At 67.8% G+C, this 19,855-nt stretch carries 23 protein-coding genes; 10 read left to right on the top strand and 13 right to left on the bottom strand.

Annotated elements, in window-relative coordinates:
• Window positions 1-34: 34 nt before the first annotated feature.
• Window positions 35-1,504 (bottom strand): pyruvate kinase, encoded by a 1,470-nt coding sequence (gene pyk, locus SAZ01S_RS12360; RefSeq protein WP_084582577.1) that lies wholly within the window; start codon window positions 1,502-1,504, stop codon window positions 35-37.
• A 72-nt stretch (window positions 1,505-1,576) separates the two neighbouring features.
• Between pyk and SAZ01S_RS12355 the strand changes: the two genes are divergently transcribed.
• From SAZ01S_RS12355 to ruvC, 5 genes are all read left to right on the top strand, one after another.
• Window positions 1,577-1,951 (top strand): DUF1244 domain-containing protein, encoded by a 375-nt coding sequence (locus SAZ01S_RS12355; protein ID WP_084582576.1) that lies wholly within the window; start codon window positions 1,577-1,579, stop codon window positions 1,949-1,951.
• Between the two features lie 140 nt (window positions 1,952-2,091).
• On the top strand, window positions 2,092-2,328 hold the full coding sequence (locus SAZ01S_RS12350) for a DUF2312 domain-containing protein (RefSeq protein WP_010543233.1): 237 nt from the start codon (window positions 2,092-2,094) through the stop codon (window positions 2,326-2,328).
• A gap of 84 nt (window positions 2,329-2,412) precedes the next feature.
• Complete coding sequence (locus SAZ01S_RS12345) at window positions 2,413-3,156, top strand: YebC/PmpR family DNA-binding transcriptional regulator (RefSeq protein ID WP_084582575.1); 744 nt, start codon at window positions 2,413-2,415, stop codon at window positions 3,154-3,156.
• A gap of 106 nt (window positions 3,157-3,262) precedes the next feature.
• Window positions 3,263-3,664 (top strand): endonuclease domain-containing protein, encoded by a 402-nt coding sequence (locus tag SAZ01S_RS12340; RefSeq protein WP_084582574.1) that lies wholly within the window; start codon window positions 3,263-3,265, stop codon window positions 3,662-3,664.
• Window positions 3,661-4,152 (top strand): crossover junction endodeoxyribonuclease RuvC, encoded by a 492-nt coding sequence (gene ruvC / locus SAZ01S_RS12335; protein WP_084582573.1) that lies wholly within the window; start codon window positions 3,661-3,663, stop codon window positions 4,150-4,152. The genes SAZ01S_RS12340 and ruvC overlap by 4 nt, the downstream gene beginning before the upstream one ends.
• Before the next feature lie 200 nt (window positions 4,153-4,352).
• Here ruvC and sdhA read toward each other — a convergent pair whose 3' ends face one another.
• Genes sdhA through sdhC form a run of 3 tightly spaced genes read right to left on the bottom strand, consistent with a single transcriptional unit; the run spans window position 4,353 to window position 6,962 of the window.
• The gene (gene sdhA, locus SAZ01S_RS12330) at window positions 4,353-6,155 is read right to left on the bottom strand and encodes a succinate dehydrogenase flavoprotein subunit (protein WP_084582572.1); all 1,803 of its coding nucleotides are present in this window, start codon (window positions 6,153-6,155) and stop codon (window positions 4,353-4,355) included.
• Window positions 6,155-6,547, bottom strand: coding sequence for a succinate dehydrogenase, hydrophobic membrane anchor protein (sdhD, locus tag SAZ01S_RS12325; protein WP_084582571.1), 393 nt, complete (start codon window positions 6,545-6,547; stop codon window positions 6,155-6,157). Before sdhD ends, sdhA begins: the two co-directional genes overlap by 1 nt.
• On the bottom strand, window positions 6,540-6,962 hold the full coding sequence (gene sdhC, locus SAZ01S_RS12320; protein ID WP_084582570.1) for a succinate dehydrogenase, cytochrome b556 subunit: 423 nt from the start codon (window positions 6,960-6,962) through the stop codon (window positions 6,540-6,542). Before sdhC ends, sdhD begins: the two co-directional genes overlap by 8 nt.
• A gap of 251 nt (window positions 6,963-7,213) precedes the next feature.
• On the opposite strand from sdhC, the gene SAZ01S_RS24580 reads away from it, so the two are divergent.
• Both SAZ01S_RS24580 and SAZ01S_RS12310 read left to right on the top strand, forming a co-directional pair.
• Window positions 7,214-8,539 (top strand): methyl-accepting chemotaxis protein, encoded by a 1,326-nt coding sequence (locus SAZ01S_RS24580; protein ID WP_084582569.1) that lies wholly within the window; start codon window positions 7,214-7,216, stop codon window positions 8,537-8,539.
• 12 nt (window positions 8,540-8,551) lie between these two features.
• A complete protein-coding gene (locus tag SAZ01S_RS12310) occupies window positions 8,552-9,901 on the top strand; it encodes a methyl-accepting chemotaxis protein (protein WP_439951225.1) in 1,350 nt (449 codons plus the stop codon).
• Between the two features lie 12 nt (window positions 9,902-9,913).
• On the opposite strand, the gene SAZ01S_RS12305 is transcribed toward SAZ01S_RS12310, so the two are convergent.
• On the bottom strand, window positions 9,914-10,555 hold the full coding sequence (locus tag SAZ01S_RS12305; protein WP_245824806.1) for an FMN-binding negative transcriptional regulator: 642 nt from the start codon (window positions 10,553-10,555) through the stop codon (window positions 9,914-9,916).
• A gap of 98 nt (window positions 10,556-10,653) precedes the next feature.
• Here SAZ01S_RS12305 and SAZ01S_RS12300 point away from each other — a divergent pair, with 98 nt between their 5' ends.
• Window positions 10,654-11,358 carry an SDR family NAD(P)-dependent oxidoreductase gene (locus SAZ01S_RS12300; RefSeq protein WP_084582567.1) on the top strand — a complete coding sequence of 235 codons (705 nt, stop codon included), beginning with the start codon at window positions 10,654-10,656 and terminating at the stop codon, window positions 11,356-11,358.
• A complete protein-coding gene (locus tag SAZ01S_RS12295) occupies window positions 11,348-12,289 on the top strand; it encodes a 50S ribosomal protein L11 methyltransferase (protein ID WP_084582566.1) in 942 nt (313 codons plus the stop codon). Before SAZ01S_RS12300 ends, SAZ01S_RS12295 begins: the two co-directional genes overlap by 11 nt.
• Before the next feature lie 137 nt (window positions 12,290-12,426).
• Here SAZ01S_RS12295 and SAZ01S_RS12290 read toward each other — a convergent pair whose 3' ends face one another.
• The 8 genes from SAZ01S_RS12290 to SAZ01S_RS12255 all read right to left on the bottom strand — a co-directional run bounded on the left by SAZ01S_RS12290 (window position 12,427) and on the right by SAZ01S_RS12255 (window position 18,233).
• Entirely contained in the window at window positions 12,427-13,092 is a 666-nt protein-coding gene (locus SAZ01S_RS12290) for an HAD hydrolase-like protein (protein ID WP_084582565.1), read from the bottom strand.
• A complete protein-coding gene (locus tag SAZ01S_RS12285) occupies window positions 13,085-14,062 on the bottom strand; it encodes a cation diffusion facilitator family transporter (protein ID WP_084582564.1) in 978 nt (325 codons plus the stop codon). The genes SAZ01S_RS12290 and SAZ01S_RS12285 overlap by 8 nt, the downstream gene beginning before the upstream one ends.
• A gap of 57 nt (window positions 14,063-14,119) precedes the next feature.
• The gene (locus SAZ01S_RS12280) at window positions 14,120-14,614 is read right to left on the bottom strand and encodes an EF-hand domain-containing protein (protein ID WP_084582563.1); all 495 of its coding nucleotides are present in this window, start codon (window positions 14,612-14,614) and stop codon (window positions 14,120-14,122) included.
• A gap of 10 nt (window positions 14,615-14,624) precedes the next feature.
• Window positions 14,625-15,656 (bottom strand): tRNA preQ1(34) S-adenosylmethionine ribosyltransferase-isomerase QueA, encoded by a 1,032-nt coding sequence (gene queA, locus SAZ01S_RS12275; protein ID WP_084582562.1) that lies wholly within the window; start codon window positions 15,654-15,656, stop codon window positions 14,625-14,627.
• Window positions 15,657-15,671: 15 nt separating this feature from the next.
• Window positions 15,672-16,463 (bottom strand): peptidylprolyl isomerase, encoded by a 792-nt coding sequence (locus tag SAZ01S_RS12270; RefSeq protein ID WP_245824804.1) that lies wholly within the window; start codon window positions 16,461-16,463, stop codon window positions 15,672-15,674.
• An 82-nt stretch (window positions 16,464-16,545) separates the two neighbouring features.
• Window positions 16,546-17,055 (bottom strand): pantetheine-phosphate adenylyltransferase, encoded by a 510-nt coding sequence (coaD, locus tag SAZ01S_RS12265; RefSeq protein ID WP_084582561.1) that lies wholly within the window; start codon window positions 17,053-17,055, stop codon window positions 16,546-16,548.
• A gap of 20 nt (window positions 17,056-17,075) precedes the next feature.
• Window positions 17,076-17,984, bottom strand: coding sequence for a polyprenyl synthetase family protein (locus SAZ01S_RS12260; RefSeq protein ID WP_084582560.1), 909 nt, complete (start codon window positions 17,982-17,984; stop codon window positions 17,076-17,078).
• A gap of 3 nt (window positions 17,985-17,987) precedes the next feature.
• On the bottom strand, window positions 17,988-18,233 hold the full coding sequence (locus SAZ01S_RS12255; protein WP_084582559.1) for an exodeoxyribonuclease VII small subunit: 246 nt from the start codon (window positions 18,231-18,233) through the stop codon (window positions 17,988-17,990).
• A 157-nt stretch (window positions 18,234-18,390) separates the two neighbouring features.
• Between SAZ01S_RS12255 and SAZ01S_RS12250 the strand changes: the two genes are divergently transcribed.
• On the top strand, window positions 18,391-19,770 hold the full coding sequence (locus SAZ01S_RS12250) for an NAD-dependent succinate-semialdehyde dehydrogenase (protein ID WP_084582558.1): 1,380 nt from the start codon (window positions 18,391-18,393) through the stop codon (window positions 19,768-19,770).
• The last annotated feature ends 85 nt before the right edge of the window (window positions 19,771-19,855 follow it).

The following is a 19,855-nucleotide window of genomic DNA, read 5'->3' as shown; positions in this document are numbered from 1 at the left end:
CCCCTTCCGCCGGAGCGAAAGGGGGCGGATTGGTTCAGTTCCCTTCCGGGCCGGTATAGTTGGTCAGCTCGTCGCCGAGCAGCGTCACCACGTGGAGCACGTTGGTCGAACCGGGGGTCTTGAACGGCACACCGGCGCAGACGATCACGCGGTCGCCCGCCTTGGCGAGGCCATGGCGCAGCGCCATGCGCTTGGCCTTGGCAACCATTTCCTCGAACGACTCGACGTCGCGGGTCTGCACGGCGTGGGTACCCCAGAGCAGGCCCAGGCGGCGGGCGGTGTCGCGTTCCGGGGTCAGCACCAGGATCGGCACCAGCGGCCGCTCGCGCGCGATGCGGCGCGCGGTCGAGCCCGAGCTGGTGAAGCAGATGATCGCCGAGGCCGACACCGTCGCCGCGATGTTCTTCGCCGCTTCGGCCAGCGCGTCGGCGGTCGTCGGGTCGGGCTTGGTGACGGTGAAGTGGACGCGGTCGCCATGCGCCGGATCGCGCTCCACCGCATCGGCGATCGAGTTCATCATCGACACCGATTCGATCGGCCACTTGCCCGCGGCGCTTTCGGCCGAGAGCATGATCGCGTCGGCGCCGTCATACACCGCGGTCGCCACGTCCGACACTTCGGCGCGGGTGGGCGAGGGGCTCTCGATCATCGATTCGAGCATCTGCGTCGCGACGATCACCGGGCGGCCCAGGCGGCGGGCCGATTCGACGATGCGCTTCTGCAGCGGCGGGACGGTCTGCGGCGGCAGCTCGACGCCGAGATCGCCGCGCGCGACCATCACGCCGTCGCACTGCTCGAGGATTTCCTCGAGGCGCGCGATGGCCGAGGGCTTCTCGATCTTGGCGAGCAGCGCGGCCTTGCCGCCGATCAGCCGGCGCGCCTCCATCAGATCCTCGGGCCGCTGGACGAAGCTGAGCGCGATCCAGTCTGCACCCTGCTCCACCGCGAAGCTGAGGTCGCTGCGGTCCTTCTCGGTGAGCGCGGCGAGCGGCAGCACCATGTCGGGTACGTTGAGGCCCTTGTTGTTCGACAGCGCGCCGCCGACCTCGACGATCGTGGTCAGCCGGTCGGGGGCGACGTCGGTCACCCGCAGCACCAGCTTGCCGTCGTCGAGCAGCAGGCGGGCATCGGCATGCGCGGCTTCGAAGATCTCGCGGTGCGGCAGCTCGACGCGGGTGGCGTCGCCCGGGGTGGGATCGCGGTCGAGCGTGAACTGGTGGCCGGTGACGAGCATCACCTTGCCCTCGGCGAACTTGCCGACGCGCAGCTTCGGTCCCTGCAGGTCGGCGAGGATCGTGGTCGGGCGGCCGGTGGTCGCCTCCATGCCACGGATCGCTTCGAACAGCGGGATCTTCGAGGCCTGGTCGCCATGGCTCATGTTGATGCGGAAGGCATCGGCGCCGGCGCGGAACAGCTTCTCGATCATGTCGGGGGACGCGCTGGCCGGTCCCAAGGTTGCCAGCACGCGCACCTTGCGCGAGCGGGGGGAGATCGCCTGTGTCATCGTTGTCTTCCTCGGCTTGTGCGTGCCCGCCTCTAGCCCCAAATGCGTTAACATCAACTCCGGAGGTGGCGAATGGATGAACTAGATCGTTTGGACGACGCGACGGCGGCGAAGGCGTTCCGCCGGCTGGTGCGCCATCTGCGCCACCGCCACGATGCCCAGAACATTGATCTGATGGGGCTTTCGGGCTTTTGCCGGAACTGCCTGGGCGACTGGATCCACGAGGCCGACCCGAGCATCGCCAAGGGCGATGCCCGCCGAATCGTCTACGGCATGGAGCAATCCGAGTGGAAGGCGAAGTACCAGAGCGAGGCGACGCCCGAGCAGCTGGCGCGGATGGAAGAGAGCCTGAAGAAGAACGAGGGTCGCGATGACGCGCTCGACGAGGCGCTGGACGAGAGCTTCCCGGCCAGCGATCCACCGGCGATGACCGAGCCGGGCCGTTAACGCTTCGCAGGGCTTGAGCGGGGGCGCGTGCTTCTTTAAGCGCGCGCTTTCATCCATTCCTTTCCGAACGGCTGGGCCACCCGAGATGTGATTCGCGGCGCCTGTGCCGCCCGGCATCACGCTTCAGGAGCCAAACACCCATGTCCGACAATATTTCCGCCGAGCAGCTCCGCCTCCTGATCGAGCGAGTCGAGCGTCTCGAAGAGGAGAAGAAGGGCATCGCCGACGACATCAAGGACGTCTATGCCGAAGCCAAGTCGACCGGCTTCGACGTCAAGACGATGCGCACCATCGTCCGCCTGCGGAAGATGGAAAAGCATCATCGCGAAGAGGCCGAGATGCTGCTCGAAACCTACAAGCAGGCGCTGGGCATCTAAGTCCGCCGCGATGGCGCTCGCCGGGCTTCCGCGCTAAGGCGAGCGCTTTCCACCCTTCAAAACCGCAGGCAGTTCGGGTTCACCATGGCAGGCCATTCCAAATTCAAGAACATCATGCACCGCAAGGGCGCGCAGGATAAGAAGCGCTCGGCGATGTTCTCCAAGCTCAGCCGCGAAATCACCGTGGCGGCAAAGATGGGTCTGGCAGACCCGGACATGAACCCGCGCCTGCGCGCCGCGATCAACGCCGCCAAGGCGCAGTCGATGCCCAAGGACAATATCCAGCGCGCGATCGACAAGGCGAGCAAGGGCGAAGGCGATAATTACGAAGAGATCCGCTACGAGGGCTTCGGCCCGGCGGGGGTCTCGCTGATCATCGAAGCGCTGACCGACAACCGCAACCGCACCGCGACCAACGTGCGCACCGCGGTGTCGAAGAACGGCGGCAACCTGGGCACGGCAGGTTCGGTGAGCCATGGCTTCGATCGCCTGGGCCTGATCTCCTATCCGGCGAGCGCCGGCGACGCCGAGAAGGTGTTCGAGGCAGCGCTGGAAGCGGGTGCCGAGGACGTGACCAGCAGCGAGGACGGCCACGAGATCTGGACCGCGCAGGGCGACCTGCACGAAGTCGCCAAGGCGCTGGAGCCGGTGCTCGGCGAGTCCGAGGGCGCCAAGCTCGCCTGGCGGCCGCAGACCATCGTGACGGTGGGCGCGGACGACGCGGCGACGCTGTTCAAGCTGATCGATGCGCTGGATGACGACGACGACGTCCAGACGGTGTGGGGGAATTACGAGATCCCCGACGACGTGATGGAGAAGCTGGGTTGATCTCAAACCTAAGCCCCTCCCCTTCAGGGGAGGGGTTGGGGTGGGGGCTGGCAGAGTAGCCAGGCGCGCCGCTTGTGGTGCATCCGGTCTCTAAGGGAGGGCAGGGATGGTCACCGAAGCCGAGCTACTGGCGCGAGCACGCGAAATGCGGCGGAACCCGACGGAGTTGGAGAAGCGCCTTTGGCGCAACCTCTCCAACACCCAGCTAGGCCACAAATTTCGTCGCCAGCAGGTGATCTTCCCGTACATTTGCGATTTCTTCTGTCCCGCCAAAGGGCTGGTGATCGAAGTCGACGGCGACACGCATGATCCCGCTTATGATGAGCGCCGGGATGCGTACCTCCTCAGCCAAGGATTCCTTGCCCTGCATTTCTCCAATCACGACGTGTTCGACAATCTCGACGGCGTGCTCGCGGCGATCGTCGAGGCACTCGAAGCCCGTCCGGATCGCTGGTCCGTCATGCCCCACCCCAACCCCTCCCCTGAAGGGGAGGGGCTAGGCTCGTGATCATCCTCGGCCTCGATCCCGGCCTTGGCACCACCGGCTGGGGCCTCCTTCGCGCCGAGGGGAATCGGCTCAGCCATCTCGGCCACGGCAAGCTCGTCACCGACACCAAGGCCACGCTCCCCCGCCGGCTCGCCCATCTCGATGCCATGCTCGCCGCGCTGATCGCCGATCACGCGCCCGAGGCGGCGGCGGTCGAGGAAGTGTTCGTCAATTCCAATGCGCAGTCGACGCTCAAGCTCGGCCAGGCGCGCGGGGTGGTGCTGTGCGCCGCGGCGCGGGTGGGGATCGATGTCGGGGAATATAAGCCGAGCACGGTCAAGAAGTCCGTCGTCGGCGTCGGCAATGCCGACAAGGAGCAGGTCCATGCGATGGTCTCGCGGCTGCTGCCGGGGGTGAAGATCGTCGGGGCGGACGCGGCCGACGCGCTCGCGGTGGCGATTTGCCATGCGCACCATCTGGCGAGTGCGCGGTTCGGGGTGCTGCGGTAGCGGCCATTTCGCAATTGTCGTCATCCCGGCGAAAGCCGGGATCCAGACGCTCCTAGCTTTCAGCAGGAGCCGGAACGGAGGCCCCAATGGATCCCGACTTTCGTCGGGATGACGGCTGGGGGATGACCGCGCCTTCGAGCAAACGAAAAGGCCGGAGCGTCGCCGCCCCGGCCTCTTCTAAAACCCATCCGCTGCGCGGATCAGTACACCCGCTTCTTCGGCTTGATATACTCGATCGCATCGGTGAGCGTGTAGTCGTGGACCGGGCGATAATCGATCGCGGTGGTGCCGCCCTTGCCGCCCCAGCCGTCGAACGTCGCGATCGTGTGCTTCATCCACGTCGTGTCGTCGCGCTCGGGGAAGTCCTCGTGCATGTGCGCGCCGCGGCTTTCCTTGCGGTTGATCGCGCTGCGGATCGTCACCATCGCCTGGCCGAGCAGATTGTCCAGCTCCAGCGTCTCGACGAGATCGGTGTTCCACACCAGCGAGCGGTCGCTGACGTGCACGTCCTGCATGCCCGCATAAACCTGGTCCATGTGCGCCACGCCCTCGGCCATCAGCTCCTCGGTACGGAACACGGCGCAGTGGCGCTGCATCGTCTTCTGCATGTCGGCGCGCAGCTGCGATGTGCGGGTGCCGCCGTTCGCGTTGCGGAAATGGTCGAGGCGGCCCAGCGCCAGCGCTTCCGAATCCTTCGGCAGCGGGTGGTGCGGGGTGTTCGGCTTGAGGATGTCGACGATCCGCTTGCCGGTCGCGCGGCCGAACACCACGAGATCGATCAGCGAGTTGGAGCCGAGGCGGTTGGCGCCGTGGACCGACACGCAGGCCGCTTCGCCGACCGCGAACAGGCCGGGGACCACCGCATCCGGATCGCCGTCCTTCAGATGGACGACTTCGCCGTGATAGTTGGTCGGGATGCCGCCCATATTATAGTGGACCGTCGGGACCACCGGCAGCGGCTGGCGGGTGAGGTCGACGCCGGCGAAGACCTTGCCGGTCTCGGTGATGCCGGGCAGGCGCTCGGCCAGGATCTTCGGGTCGATATGGTTCAGGTGAAGGTAGATATGGTCCTTCTCCTTGCCCACGCCGCGGCCTTCGCGGATCTCCATCGCCATCGAGCGCGACACCACGTCGCGGCTGGCGAGATCCTTGGCGGACGGGGCATAGCGCTCCATGAAGCGCTCACCCTCGGAGTTGGTGAGATAGCCGCCTTCGCCGCGCGCACCCTCGGTGATCAGCACGCCAGCGCCGTAGATGCCGGTCGGGTGGAACTGGACGAACTCCATGTCCTGCAGCGGCAGGCCGGCGCGGAGCACCATCGCGTTGCCGTCGCCGGTGCAGGTGTGCGCCGAGGTGGCCGACTGGTAGACGCGGCCATAGCCGCCGGTCGCCAGCACCACCGCATGGCTGCGGAAGCGGTGGATCGAACCGTCTTCCATGCACAGCGCGATCACGCCGCGGCACTCGCCATTTTCCATGATCAGGTCGAGCGCGAAATATTCGATGAAGAAGTCCGCGTCGTACTTCAGGCTCTGCTGGTACAGCGTGTGCAGCATCGCATGGCCGGTACGGTCCGCCGCGGCGCAGGTGCGCTGTGCGGGCGGGCCTTCGCCCATGTTCTGCATCATGCCGCCGAACGGGCGCTGGTAGATCTTGCCCTCGTCGGTGCGGCTGAACGGCATGCCGGCATGCTCGAGCTCGTACACCGCGGCCGGGGCCTCGCGGGTGAGATACTCGATCGCGTCCTGGTCGCCGAGCCAGTCGGAGCCCTTGACGGTGTCGTACATGTGCCAGGTCCAGTGGTCCGGACCCATGTTGCCGAGGCTGGCGGCGATGCCGCCCTGCGCCGCGACCGTGTGGCTGCGCGTCGGGAACACCTTGGTGATGCAGGCGGTCTTGAGGCCCGACTGCGCCACTTCCATCACCGCGCGGAGGCCCGAGCCGCCCGCGCCGACGACGACGGTATCGTAGATGTGATCGATGATCTTGTAGGCGGCGGGCATCAGGCAGCCACTCCAACGGAGGTGAAGGCGATCTTCAGGATCGAGAAGATCGCGAGCACGCGGACGGTGATCGTGAAATATTCGAGCAGGACGATCAGCACGAAGCGCGTCTCGTTGTGCTGATAATCCTCGATCACGACCTGCAGGCCGTGACGGAAGTGGAAGGTGACGCTCAGCACCAGCAGGATCAGCGGCACCGCGACCAGCGGCTGGCCGATCCAGGCAACCATCGTCGCATAGTCATAGGCGGGCAGCAGGGCGATCGAGACGATCAGCCACAGCACCAGCAGCAGATTGGAACCTGCGGAAACCTTGTGCTTCCACCATTCGCCCGCGCCTTCATGCGCCGAGCCGAGGCCGCGGACGCGACCGAGCTGCGTTCCGTTACCCATGCGCCTTCTCCAGAAGCACGACCCAGAAGATCGCGGTGGCGAGGATGCTGACCGCGAAGGTGGTCAGCGCGGTGCGCTTGTTGCTCCGCAGCTCGAAATTCGCGCCGGCGTCCAGGAACAGGTGGCGCACGCCCGAGGCCATGTGCTGGAAGAAGGACAGGCTCATCCCGATCCCGACGATATAGCCGAGGATGTTGAGCTTGCCGTTCGACAGCGTGAACACGTCGAGGAACGTCGCATAGGCATCCGGGCCATAGGCGAGCGCGACCAGCCACCAGACGAACAGCCCGGTGCCCACGGTCGCCATGCCGGAGCCGGTAGCGCGGTGGATGATCGAGACCGCCATGTGCGGCCCCCAGGTATAGATGCCGATATGCGGCGACAGCGGTCGTGCCGTGTTGCGGACGTTGGCCAACGATAAATCCTTTCGGTCGACGCGGGCTTCCTTAATCCCGCCAGACGAGGATGCAAGACGGATTGCCCTTAGGTTCAGCCGGGCGGTGGATGCAAGATGTTGCGGAGCGGCAACGGCAGGCTGCTCCTAACCGGCTCTTAACCAGTCAGCCCACATAGCTCCTGTTCGATGCGGCCCCAGGGTGGCCGCCGACCGGGGATGACGGCGTGACGAATTCGGTATCCACCCAGGCACTTGCCGCTGCCGGCACGATGAGTGCGCGGATCGACACCAGCGCGCGGCTGCGCGTGTTCGACTTCGAGGGCTCGCTGCTCCAGTCGAGTCGGGAGTGCTGGGAGATCCTCGAGCCCGAGATCGAAGCGGTATCCGCGGCGTATTGGCACCAATGGGTGCGCTGCTTCCCCGAAGAGCGCGACTGGGCGCCTTCCGATACCGCCAAGATGATCGACGTGGGCGTGGTGTTCCTGCGGCACCGCTTCCTCGACACCACCGGCAAGACTTGGGTCGAATCGATCGAGCGCTCGGTCTCCGCTGCCAATGCTGCGGGCGTGCCGCCGATGGCGCTGCTGTCGATGATCAGCGCGAGCGACCGCGCCGCGCTCGAGGTGCTGCTGCGGCGGCTGGGCGGGGCCGATCCGCGGCTGCCGGCGCTGGTCGATACGCTGATGCGCCTGTCGGCGCTGGAGGCGGACATCACCGTCGAGATCTACAATATGTACCGCGACCATGCAGCGCAGGTGGCGCGCGACCGGCTGGCCAGCGAGTTCCGCGACTCGATCGGCGCCACGGTCGAGCAGGCTTCGCGCGGCGGCGAGGAGCTGCGCGGGCAGGCGGTGCACACCTCGGCCTCGGCGCGGGGCATGCTCGGCAAGGCGAGCGAAGTGGCGGCGGCGGCCGAACAGTCGGCGGTGGCGATGCGCGAGGCGGCGATGACCGCGGCCGGGTTGATCCGCGCGATCGAGGATGCGCGCACCGAGGTCGAGGCGGCGGCGGCGATCGCCACCCGCGCCTCCGGCCAGGCGAGCGACGCGGTGGGGATGAGCGAGATGCTTTCCGACCATGCCAAGTCGATCGAGTCGATCCTCGGCCTGATCCGCGACATTGCCGGGCAGACCAATTTGCTGGCGCTGAACGCGACGATCGAAGCCGCACGCGCGGGCGATGCCGGGCGCGGCTTTGCGGTGGTGGCGCAGGAAGTGAAGAGCCTCGCCAGCCAGACCGCGCGGGCGACCGACGACATCGCCGCCAAGATCGCCGCGATTCAGTCGGCGACGCGATCGACGGTCGAGACCAACGCCTCGATCCGCGCGACCGTGTCCGAAGTGCAGGAAAGCGCCAATCGCATCCGCACCGCGATGGAGGTCCAGGCGCAGACGGTCACCGCGATCACCGCGGCGGTCGACGAAACCGCGCTGGCGGCCGATTCGATGTCCGCCACGATCAACGCGATCCGCGCCGATACCGAGACGGTCGCCTCGGAGATCGATCGCGTGGGCCAGGGATTCGCCGCGCTCGACGAGCAGCTCGGTGCATTGAAGGGCAGCGCCGGCGAGTTCGTCGCCAAGGTAGCGGCCTGAGGAGAGGGGACGATGACGGTCATGTCGGAGCAGGGGGGCGACTGCCTCCGATCACCGCAGCAATGGTGCGCGGACTATGACTGGGACGGGACGCTGCTGGCGTCCTGCGCCGAGATCGCTGCCTTGCTCGACGACTCGCACCATGACATCGCACGGCGCTGCCAGGCGCAACTGCTGAAGAGCGCGGACGGCGCGCGGCTGCTGCAGGAATATGGCGCGGACGCCCATGTCGAGGCGGGTGCCACTTACGATCGGGTCAAGTTCGAGCAGCCGTTCGGCGCCGAATGGTCGCGTCTCGTCTGCGACTATGCCGCCGGCACCTATCGCATGGGCATTCCCCTGTCGGCGTTGATCTCCCAATTTGCCTATGCGCATACGCAGACGATCGACGTGCTGCGTGCCAAGGTCGGCGGCGACGTCGATCGGCTCGCGCGGCTCTGCGACGCGGTGCAGCGCATCGCGCTGGCCGAGGTCGATCTGATGGCGGCGCATCTCGGCGCGCGCGATGCGGCGACGATCCATGCCGAGCGGCGCGAACGGTCCGACCAGTTCCGCGCGAGCATCGCCGAATCGATCGAGGGCACGACGATGCTCGGCAATCGCATCCGGGTGCAGGCGCAGGGCGCCTCCAGCGCAGCGCGGGGCATGCTCGGCAAGGCCAGCGAAGTGGCGGCGGCGGCCGAGCAGTCGGCGGTGGCGATGCGCGAGGCGGCGATGACCGCGGCGGGGCTGATCCGCGCGATCGAAGATGCGCGCACCGAAGTCGAGGCGGCGGCGGCGATCGCCACGCGCGCAAGCGGCCAGGCGAGCGATGCCGTGGGCATGAGCGAAATGCTGTCCGATCACGCCAAGTCGATCGAATCGATCCTCGGCCTGATCCGCGACATCGCCGGGCAGACCAATTTGCTGGCGCTCAACGCGACGATCGAGGCGGCGCGGGCGGGCGATGCGGGCCGCGGCTTCGCGGTAGTGGCGCAGGAAGTGAAGAGCCTCGCCAGCCAGACCGCGCGCGCGACCGACGACATCGCCGCCAAGATCGCCGCGATCCAGTCGGCCACGCGTTCGACGGTCGAGACCAACGCCTCGATTCGCGCGACCGTCTCCGAAGTGCAGGAAAGCGCCAACCGCATCCGCACTGCGATGGAGGTCCAGGCGCAGACCGTCACCGCGATCACCGCGGCGGTCGACGAAACCGCGCTGGCAGCCGATTCGATGTCCGCGACGATCGGCGCGATCCGCGAGGACACCAAGAGCGTGACGAGCGAGATCGACACGCTGCAGCACGACGTGACCGAGGTGGACGACCGGCTGAACCAGCTGCGTTCAGCGGCGGAGAATTTCTCGAGCACGGTGGCGGCGTAGAGCCGCGCCGGCTCAGTCGCCGGCCGCGTGCTTCGCCACGGCGTCTGCCATGGCCGCCCGACCATCGGCGCGCAGCCCGCGCTCAACGCCGAGACGGTTTTCCAGCGGTTGGTTCTGGCTGACCTTCCACTTGCCCTCGAGCTGCGCGATCGGGATTTCGAGGCCGATGATGCCCTTCATCTGTCCCTGGAGGAAGTCTGCGGGCGCATCGTCGAGGCTCCAGGGCTCGGCGCGTCCCTGCTCCTGCGCGGCGGTGAGCGTACTGATCTGGCGCCGCAGCCAGTTCGCGTCCTCGATCAGGGTGGGCGTGCCGCGCGCCTGCACGACGATGTAGTTCCAGGTGGGGACGACCCGGCCGTGCACGCGCTTGGTCGCGTACCAGCCGGGGCTGACATAGGCCTGGGGGCCCTGAAAGATGACCAGCACCGGCGCGCCTTCGCGCAACTGGGCGACCTGTTCGTTGCCCCGGGCGAGATGCGCCTGCAGGACGGGACCACGCTCCGTCTGCAGCGTGAACGGCACCAGATTGGCCATCAGTCCCGTAGAGCCCTGGGTGACAAGCGTGGCAAGCGGATGCGCCCGCATGGCCTCGTACAGGCGATCGGGCCGGTCTTCGCGGAAGGCGGGCGGGCGGTACATGGCAGCCCTATACAAGTGCGGCCGATCCGCTCCTACCGAAACGTTCGCCGGCGCGCTTCGTCACCGTGTCGCACGGGGTGACGCGCCCACCCGCCCGCGCTAGGGCAGGCACCATGAGCACCCATATCCTCCTCACCGGCAGCAGCCGGGGCATCGGCGCCGCGACGGCGGCGCTGCTCGGCGACGACGCGCGCGTGAAGCTTGTCGGCCAGGGCACCCGCAGCGGCATCCCCGCCGACTTCACCGATCCCGCCGCGCCGCAAGCACTCTGGGCGCAGGCGCTGGACGCGCTGGACGGCCGGATCGACGTGCTGATCAACAATGCCGGGATCTTCGAAGCCAACCCGCTCGACGCCGAACATGACGACTGGGTCGAAGGCTGGGAGCGCACCATGCGCGTCAACCTTACCGCCTCGGCCGAGTTGTGTCGGCTGGCCGTGCGCCACTGGCAGGAGCGCAAAAGCGGTGGCCGGATCGTCAACGTCGCCAGCCGCGCCGCCTATCGCGGCGACAGCCCGGCGCACTGGCATTACGCCGCCTCCAAGGCGGGCATGGTCGGCATGACCAAGACGATTGCGCGCGGCTATGCGGGCGAGGGCATCCTCGCCTTCGCGATCTGCCCCGGCTTCACCATGACCGGCATGGCCGAGGACTATCTGGCGAGCCGCGGCGGCGACAAGCTGCTGGCGGATATCCCGCTCGGTCGCGTCGCGAGCCCGGAGGAGATCGCCGCCATCGCCAAGTTCTGCGCGCTCGACGCGCCCCCCTCGATGACCGGCGCGGTGCTCGACGCCAATGGAGCCAGCTATGTCCGCTGAGATCGACAGCTGGAAGGTCAGCCTGCCCTGCACCCGTGCCGAGGCCGAGGCGATCGACGCCGGCACGATCGAGATCGACGCGGTGCTGATGACCACCGAGACGGTGGAGGACGATGTCGAGCATTGGCGGCTCGATGCCTATCTCGAGAACGAACCCGACGCGGCAATGCTCGCGGCGATCAAGGCGCTGGTGCCGAGCGCGGCGGGCGTCGAGCCCGAGGTGGAGGCGCTGACCGCGCAGGACTGGGTGACGCTGAGCCAGGAAGGGCTGGAGCCGATCCGCGAGGGGCGGTTCGTCGTCCATACGAGCGCGCATCCGGTGGCGGCGCCGGAAGGCGGCCGCGCGTTCCTGATCGATGCCGGCCGGGCGTTCGGCACCGGGCATCACGCGACCACGTCGGGGTGCTTGGCGATGCTCGACGGGCTCGCGGACAGGCGCTTCGCCAACATCATCGACGTCGGCACGGGTACGGGCCTGCTGGCTTTTGCCGGCGTGCACCTCTGGCCCGAGGCGCAGGTAATGGCGACCGACATCGATCCCGCGGCGGTCGACGTGACGCGCGAGAATGCGGCGGCGAACGGCATCGCGGGAGTCGACCTCGTGGTGGCGGACGGCGCACTGTCCGATGCGATCACCGCCAAGGCGCCGTACGACCTCGTCATCGCCAATATCCTGGCGGGGCCGCTGGTCTCGATGGCACCCGAGCTCGCCGCGATCGCCGCGCCCCACGCGACGATCGTGCTGGCAGGTCTGCTGGAGACGCAGCGCCCGCAGGTGGTAGAAGCCTTCGAAGCGTGCGGCTGCACGCTGGAGGCGGTCGACCGCCGCGGCGACTGGACGATCCTGCGGCTCGCCGCCGGGGCGACGCGCTACGTGCCGGTCACTCCGCCCGATCCCAAGGGCCGCGACGGCTGGGCGCTGGATATCTGATCCACTCGTCACCCCACGTCCGTCATTCCGGCGAAAGCCGGAATCCATTGGCGCTCCGTTGCCGAAGGAGCCGAGCCGGACTGGCAAATGGATCCCGGCTTCCGCCGGGATGACGGCTTGACTGGGGGTATCGAGCCTCAGCCCCGGTGCTGGCGGACGTAGCTGACGATATCCTCCGGCGTGCGGAACAGCGCGTCGGGGGCCATGTCGGTCAGCAGGTCCTCGGCGGCATAGCCCCACAGCACCGAACCCGCGCGCAAGCCGACTTCGCGGGCGGCGTCGACATCGCGGGTCTCGTCGCCGATCGCCAGCGCGGCGTGCGGCTGGACGCCCATCCTGCGCAGCACCTGGCGGAACTTGGGTGCCTTGCCGAACAGCGACGAGCCGCAGGCATAGCAATGGATGCGGGCGGCGTGGCGCGGCCCCAGGATCTTGCGGGCATTCTCCTCCGAATTGGAGGTGACCAGCGCGATCTTCACGCCCATGTCGGCAAGCCGCTCGAGCAGGTTCGGGGTGCCGGGGAACAATTCGATCCGATGTGCTTCGCGGCTCACCAGCTTGCGGACATAGCGGGCGATCCACGGCATCTTCCAGCGCGCGATGCCGAGGAACTCGATCACTTCGCGCGAGCTCTTGCGGCGGAGCATCTCCACCTCGTCGGGGGCGATCTTGCGGAAGCGGAAGCGCTCGGCGAGATCGTTGGCAACCGAGACGAACCAGTCGCCGCTATCGGAGAGCGTGCCGTCGAAATCGAAAATGACGAGGTCCAGGGGGCGGGTCGCGATGGCGCCCGTCTCAGCCATGTCCGCTACCAGTTCCATGCATCCGGCACTCCGCCCCGTTGCCCAACTCAATCTGTACCGTACTGTGCTCGATCCGGAAATCGTGCGCGAGTAGGTGCTGCAGATTAATCAAAAATGCGTCACCTGGATGACCATCGGGAATGACGAGGTGCGCGGTCAGCGCCGCTTCGGTGGTGCTCATCGGCCAGACGTGGAGATCGTGGACGCGCTCGACACCCGGCTGGGCGAGCAGCGTGCGCTCCACCGCCTCCAGATCGATGCGGTCCGGCACCGCCTGCAGCACCATGGTGAGCGATTCGCGGAGCAGGCCCCAGGTGCCGACGAGGATGACGATGACGACGACGAGGCTCACCGCCGGATCGATCCAGCGCAGCCCGGTCCACCAGATCAGCGCGCCGGCCAGCACCACCGCGGCGGAGACGGCGGCGTCGGCCGCCATGTGCATATAGGCGCCGCGAATGTTGATGTCGTGCTCGCGCCCGCGGGCGAAGAGCAGCGCGGTGCCGAGGTTGACGACGATGCCCGCGCCGGCGACCAGCATCACCGGGATCGGCGCGACCGCGGGCGGATTGGCGAGGCGTTGGATCGTCTCGAGCAGAATCGCGCCGATCGCGATCAGCAGCAGCAGTGCGTTGGCGAGCGCGGCAAGGATCGACGAGGCGCCGAGGCCATAGGTGAAGCGCGGCGTGGCGGGGCGCTTGCCGAGCTCGGCGCCGACCCAGGCGATCAGCAGGCCCAGCACGTCGGACAGGTTGTGCCCGGCATCGGCGAGCAGCGCCATCGATCCGGTCCAGATGCCGGCGCCGCCCTCGATCAGCACGAACGCGATGTTGAGCGCGGTTCCGATCGCGAAGGCGCGGCCGAAATCGGCAGGCGCATGGCTATGGCCATGACCGTGGCCGTGACCATGCCCGTGGCTGTGCCCGTGTGAATGGCCGTGGTGATGGCCGTGCGCGTGATTTCCCGACATGTCGCGCGATCCTAGCGGCCGTCCCCCATGTGATGCTAGCCCATCGCGACGAAAGGTTCAGCGGCGTTTCCGCTTGCCTTCCATCGGGTTGAACGCCGGCGGGCGGATTGTCACCAGCTCGCTGCGTTCGATCACCCCGTCCTTGTTCTTGTCGAACCGGGCGAAGATCTGGGCGAAGCGATCCTGGAATTCGGCCCAGCTGACCTTGTTGTCGCCGTCGCGATCCATCTCGAACGGGCTGGGCAGCGTGTTGCGATCGCCCATCCAGCGCAGCGACCAGTCCGAATAGGCGATATAGCCGAGGCTGCCGGTGTGTGCGGTGTCGGCGCTGTCGAAGCTGCGCTTGAGGCCTGCGTCGAACTCGGCCCGGGTGACGCGGGCATCGCCGTCGCTGTCGAACCCGGCGATCAGCAGCGCGACGGGTTCGGCGATCACCGTCGCCTGGGGCTGCGCACCGGGCGCGTTGACCGTGATCTGGCCCGGTGCGGGGCGTTCCTGGGCAAGGGCGGGGAGGGCAGCGGTGCAGGCGGCGAGCAGCAGGAACAGGCGCATCGGATTCCCTTTAGCGGGCGGGCAGCAACAGGCTCGAATCCCCGTAGCTGTAGAAGCGATAGCCGGTTTCGATCGCATGGGCATAGGCCGCCTGCATGCGATCGAGCCCCATCAGCGCCGATACCAGCATGAACAGCGTGGAACGCGGCAGGTGGAAGTTGGTCACCAGCCCGTCGACGCCCTTGAAGCGATAGCCCGGCGTGATGAAGATCGCGGTATCGCCCTCGAAGGGCTGGATCACGCGATGCTCGTCCGCGGCGCTTTCGAGCAGGCGCAGGCTGGTGGTGCCCACCGCGATGATCCGGTTGCCCGCCGCACGCACCGCGTTGAGCCGATCGGCGACCTCGGGGGTGATGCGGCCCCATTCGGCATGCATCTTGTGGTCGGCCGTGTCCTCGGCCTTGACCGGCAGGAACGTGCCCGCGCCGACGTGCAGGGTCAGCGTGGTGTGCCCGATGCCGGCGGCCTCCAGCGAGGCCATCAGCGCAGGCGTGAAGTGCAGTGCCGCGGTGGGCGCGGCGACGGCGCCGGGTTCGGCGGCGAACATCGTCTGGTAATCGTCGGCGTCGCGGGCGTCGGTCGGGCGCTTGGAGGCAATATAGGGGGGCAGCGGCATCCGGCCGCAGCGCTCGAGCAGCAGCTCGACCGGCTCGTCGCCCTGGAAGTCGAGCGCGAAGCTGCCGTCCTCGGCGCGGTCCGAGGCGATGGCGATCGCGTCGGGACCGAAGGTGATCGCATCGCCCTCGCGCAGCCGCTTGGCGTTGCGGATGAAGGCGCGCCAGCGGCGCGGCCCCTCGCGCTTGTGGAGCGTCGCCCCGATCTTCGCCTCGCCGCGCGTCCCCTCCAGCTGTGCCGGGATCACGCGGGTGTCGTTGAACACCAGGCAGTCGCCGGGGCGGAGCTGAGCGGCGAGATCGCGAACGATCGCGTCGCGCGTCGCGCTGCCCTCCAGCACCAGCAGGCGCGCGGAATCGCGCGGGCTTGCTGGGCGCAGCGCGATCCGTTCGTTGGGCAGCTCGAAATCGAAAAGATCGACATTCACGGGAAGGTTACGCGATCACTTCTTCTTCGGTGCCGGCTTCTTCGCCGCCGGGGCGGGCTTGGCGGGCGCCGCAGCGCTCGGGCCCACGGGGATCAGCGTCGGGCCGGTCGCTGCCGGCGCGGCGGCCGCCAGCGGCTGGTAGGGCGGGGGATTGTCCGACTGGATATAGGCGTGGATGATCACGGTCGGGTGCTGCGGCGGCTCGCCGCGCTGGATCTTGTCGACCCACTCCATCCCCGAGGTGACGCGGCCGAACACGGTATAATCGTGATCGAAGGCGAGCTTGGGCTGCATCATGATGAAGAACTGGCTGTTCGCGCTGTTCTCCGCCTCGGTCTTCTGCTCGGCCGTCGCATTGTCCGGCGCGCCGCGGCGGGCGGCGGAGACGGTACCGCGGACGTGCGGCAGCGAGCTGAACTCGGCCGGCACGTTGGGCAGATCCGAATCGCCGGTGCCGTCCCCCTTGGGATCGCCGCCCTGGGCGATGTTGTAGGGATCGTCGACGACGCGGTGGAAGGTCAGGCCGTCATAGAAATGCTTGCGGGTAAGCGTCTTGATCCGCTCGACCATCTTCGGCGCGACGTCCGGACGCATGCGGATGGTCACGCGGCCGCCGGTGGACAGGTCGAGCACCCAGGTATTTTCGGGGTCGGCAGGCACCAGCACCGACGGGCGGGTGGCGGCATCGGAGTTGACCCCCTTCAGCGGCTCGATGACGGGCTTGGGCTTGCCGCCACCGCCTTGCGCCAACGCCGGCATGGCAAACAGCGTGGCGGCCATGGCGGCCATCGTGGCTAGCAAACGCATCGAACTTCCCACTCGTTTCTGGTGAATGCGCGGCTCTAGACCAATCGCCCGGCGCCGCAAAGCCCGGTGGCGTTGGGGGCGGTCAGATGGTGCCCTTGCGCCCGATCGCCTCGACGCGCGCGACCACATCGGCCTCGACCGTTTCGGTGACGAAGCGGTGGATCGGGCCGCCATAGATCGCGATTTCCTTCACCAGCCGGCTGGCGATCGGCTGGAGCGAGACATCGGCCATCAGGAAGACCGTCTCGATCCGGTCGTTGATCTGCTGGTTCATGCCGGCCATCTGATATTCGTATTCGAAATCGGCGACGGCGCGCAGCCCGCGGACGATCACGCTGGCGCGCTCGCGCTCGGCGAAGTCCATCAGCAGCGAATCGAAGCTGACCACCTCGATCGTGCCCGGCAGCCCTTCCACCTCGCGGCGGACCATCGCCATCCGCTCCTGGACGGTGAACATCGGCGACTTGGAGGGGTTGGTGGTCACGCCGATCACCAGCCGGTCGACCAGCTTCGCGCCGCGCCGGATGATGTCCATATGGCCGCGGGTGATCGGGTCGAAGGTGCCGGGATAGACTCCGATACGGCTGTGCATGCGGGTTCTCCCCTTGACCCTTAGCGGTCGCGTTCGAGCGTGAAGCGCGCGACGTCGCGCAGCAGATCGGCCTCGGGGCCGAAGGCGTGAAGGTGCGCGATCGCCTGGTCGACCAGCATCCGCGCCTGCTCGCGCGCGCGATCGATGCCGAGCAGGGACAGGAAGGTCTCCTTGCCCGCCACGCCGTCCTTGCCGAGCTTCTTGCCGACCAGCGCCTCGTCGCCCTCGGCATCGAGAATGTCGTCGACGATCTGGAAGGCAAGGCCGATGTCGCGGGCATAGCCGCGCAGACCGGTGCGGCCTTCGGGCGGCACGCGGCCGAGGATCGCCGCGCATTCGACGGCGCAAGATATCAGCGCGCCGGTCTTCATCGCCTGGAGCCGGGTGACGGTGGCGAGATCGAAGCTGGCCTTCTCCGCTTCCAGGTCCATCATCTGGCCGCCCGCCATGCCCGACGGGCCGGACGCACGGGCGAGTTCGCCGATCAGCTCGACGCGGACGAACGGATCCGGATGGGTGGCGTCGTGCGCCAGGATCTCGAAGGCGAGCGCGTGGAGGCAGTCGCCTGCCAGGATCGCGGTGGCCTCGTCGAACGCTTTATGCACCGTCGGCTTGCCGCGGCGCATGTCGTCATTGTCCATCGCCGGCAGGTCGTCATGGATCAGCGAATAGACATGGATGCATTCGAGCGCGGTGGCGACGCGCGCCGCGCAGCTCTTGTCGACCGCGAACAGCTGCGCGGTCGCGAACACCAGCAGCGGGCGCAGCCGCTTGCCGCCGCCAATCGCGGCGTGGCGCATCGCCCGGTACAGGTCGGCGCGCGGATCGTCCGGCACGTCGAGCAGCCGGTCGAACTGGGCGTCGATCTCGGCTGCGACCTGGCGCAGCGCCGATTCGAGCGCGAGCGAGGCATGGGTCACGCTCGCCACGCCTCAGCCGGCCGCGAAGGGCGCCGTGCCGGCGGCGCGGCCGTCGGCATCGGTGCGGATCGCTTCGATCCGGGCCTGCGCCGCGTCGAGCCGGGCCGCGCATTGCCGGCGCAGCTGGTCGCCGCGCTCATAGAGGTCGATCGCCTCCTGCAGCGCCGCTTCGCCGCTCTCCAGCCGGCTCACGATCTTCTCCAGTTCCTTCAGCGCCTCTTCGAAGGAGAGCGCCGTGATGTCTGCTTGTTCCGCCATGGGCTCGCTATGCGGCAGGGTGGGGGGCGATGGCAACCGGGCGCGATCAATTCCGCGCCGAGGTGGGTCGGCGAGCGCCGCCACGCCCAGCGTATGATTGCGGCGGGCGGCACTCCGCGCCTAGGCCTGCGTTCAGAAGCGCGAAGGAGACTTGCGGATGTTCGAAATCATCAATCCCGCCACGGGCGAAACCGTCGACCGCATTCCCGAACTGGACGATGCCGGGATCGAGGCGGCGCTGGCGCGGGCGGCGGCGGGCTATAAAGCGTGGCGCGAAACCTCGATCGAGACTCGCACCGCGCTGCTCGCCAGGATCGCCGATGCCTGGGAAGCCGACAAGCAGCACCTCGCCGAGCTGGCGGTGCGCGAAATGGGCAAGACGATCACGGCAGGGCTGGCCGAGGTGGAGAAGTGCATCTCGGGCTTCCGGCATTATGCCGAGCACGGCCCTGCCTATCTGGAACCCACGACGGTCAAGACGCCCACCGGCCATGCCGTGGCGCGCTGGCTGCCGCTGGGGCCGGTGCTGGCGGTGATGCCGTGGAACTTCCCCTATTGGCAGGCGGTGCGCTTCCTCGCGCCGACGATCCTCGCCGGCAATGTCGCGCTGCTCAAGCATGCGTCGTCGGTGCAGGGCTGCGCGGCGGCGATGGAAGACATGGCGCGCAAGGCCGGCGCGCCCGAGGGGCTGTTCCAGAACCTCGCGATCAAGTCCGGCAAGGTCGATGCGATCATTGCCGACAAGCGCGTGGTGGCGGTGACGCTTACCGGCTCGGAAGGCGCCGGCGCCAAGGTGGCGGAGGCGGCGGGCCGCGCGCTCAAGAAGGTGGTGCTGGAGCTGGGCGGCTCGGATCCGTTCATCGTGATGCCGTCGGCCGATCTCGATGCGGCGGTGAAGACCGCGGTGACCGCGCGCGTGCAGAATGCCGGGCAGAGCTGCATCTGCTCGAAGCGGATGATCGTCCATGCCGAGGTCTATGACGCGTTCCTGGAGAAGTTCGTCGCCGGCATGGAAGCGGTGAAGATCGGCGATCCGATGGACAAGGCGACGGTGATGGGGCCGCTTTCCAGCGTCCAGCAGCGCGACACCGTGCTCGGGCAGGTCGAGAAGGCCAAGTCCGCCGGCGCAAAGCTGCTGACCGGCGGCACCAAGATCGATCGCGAGGGCGCGTGGATGACGCCGGGCGTGCTGGTTGGTCTCGATCCCGAGAGCGACGTCGCCAAGGAGGAGATCTTCGGGCCGGTCGCTGCGGTCTACAAGGTCGCGGATATCGACGAAGCGATCGCGCTGGCGAACGACGTGCCCTATGGGCTGGGCTCGTCGGTGTGGACAAAGGACGAGGACGAGATCGAGCGGTTCGCGCGGGATATCGAATCCGGCATGACGGCGGTGAATTCGCTGCTCGCCTCGGTGCCGGCGGCGCCGTTCGGGGGCGTCAAGCTTTCCGGCCATGGTCGCGAGCTCGGCCCCTGGGGGCTGCACGAGTTCATGAATCTCAAGGCGGTGATGTTCGGGGGCGGCAAGCCGGGGGATTGAGTAACCCCCTTCTTAGCCCCTCCTCCTTGGAGGAGGGGTTGGGGTGGAGGGATGCCAGAACGTCTGTTGGTCTCGGTGAGACACA

The organism is Sphingomonas azotifigens NBRC 15497 (assembly GCF_002091475.1).
In the GTDB taxonomy this organism is placed as follows: domain Bacteria; phylum Pseudomonadota; class Alphaproteobacteria; order Sphingomonadales; family Sphingomonadaceae; genus Sphingomonas; species Sphingomonas azotifigens.
This window is presented reverse-complemented; position numbering and strand designations above follow the sequence as displayed.

Excerpts from the sequence above, each read along its gene's own strand:
- pyk (WP_084582577.1), bottom strand. The coding sequence starts at position 1,504 with ATGACACAGGCGATCTCCCCCCGCTCGCGCAAGGTGCGCGTGCTGGCA.
- SAZ01S_RS12355 (WP_084582576.1), top strand. The coding sequence starts at position 1,577 with ATGGATGAACTAGATCGTTTGGACGACGCGACGGCGGCGAAGGCGTTC.
- SAZ01S_RS12350 (WP_010543233.1), top strand. The coding sequence starts at position 2,092 with ATGTCCGACAATATTTCCGCCGAGCAGCTCCGCCTCCTGATCGAGCGA.
- SAZ01S_RS12345 (WP_084582575.1), top strand. The coding sequence starts at position 2,413 with ATGGCAGGCCATTCCAAATTCAAGAACATCATGCACCGCAAGGGCGCG.
- SAZ01S_RS12340 (WP_084582574.1), top strand. The coding sequence starts at position 3,263 with ATGGTCACCGAAGCCGAGCTACTGGCGCGAGCACGCGAAATGCGGCGG.
- sdhA (WP_084582572.1), bottom strand. The coding sequence starts at position 6,155 with ATGCCCGCCGCCTACAAGATCATCGATCACATCTACGATACCGTCGTC.
- sdhD (WP_084582571.1), bottom strand. The coding sequence starts at position 6,547 with ATGGGTAACGGAACGCAGCTCGGTCGCGTCCGCGGCCTCGGCTCGGCG.
- SAZ01S_RS24580 (WP_084582569.1), top strand. The coding sequence starts at position 7,214 with ATGAGTGCGCGGATCGACACCAGCGCGCGGCTGCGCGTGTTCGACTTC.
- SAZ01S_RS12310 (WP_439951225.1), top strand. The coding sequence starts at position 8,552 with ATGACGGTCATGTCGGAGCAGGGGGGCGACTGCCTCCGATCACCGCAG.
- SAZ01S_RS12300 (WP_084582567.1), top strand. The coding sequence starts at position 10,654 with ATGAGCACCCATATCCTCCTCACCGGCAGCAGCCGGGGCATCGGCGCC.
- SAZ01S_RS12295 (WP_084582566.1), top strand. The coding sequence starts at position 11,348 with ATGTCCGCTGAGATCGACAGCTGGAAGGTCAGCCTGCCCTGCACCCGT.
- SAZ01S_RS12290 (WP_084582565.1), bottom strand. The coding sequence starts at position 13,092 with ATGGCTGAGACGGGCGCCATCGCGACCCGCCCCCTGGACCTCGTCATT.
- SAZ01S_RS12285 (WP_084582564.1), bottom strand. The coding sequence starts at position 14,062 with ATGTCGGGAAATCACGCGCACGGCCATCACCACGGCCATTCACACGGG.
- SAZ01S_RS12280 (WP_084582563.1), bottom strand. The coding sequence starts at position 14,614 with ATGCGCCTGTTCCTGCTGCTCGCCGCCTGCACCGCTGCCCTCCCCGCC.
- SAZ01S_RS12270 (WP_245824804.1), bottom strand. The coding sequence starts at position 16,463 with ATGCGTTTGCTAGCCACGATGGCCGCCATGGCCGCCACGCTGTTTGCC.
- coaD (WP_084582561.1), bottom strand. The coding sequence starts at position 17,055 with ATGCACAGCCGTATCGGAGTCTATCCCGGCACCTTCGACCCGATCACC.
- SAZ01S_RS12255 (WP_084582559.1), bottom strand. The coding sequence starts at position 18,233 with ATGGCGGAACAAGCAGACATCACGGCGCTCTCCTTCGAAGAGGCGCTG.
- SAZ01S_RS12250 (WP_084582558.1), top strand. The coding sequence starts at position 18,391 with ATGTTCGAAATCATCAATCCCGCCACGGGCGAAACCGTCGACCGCATT.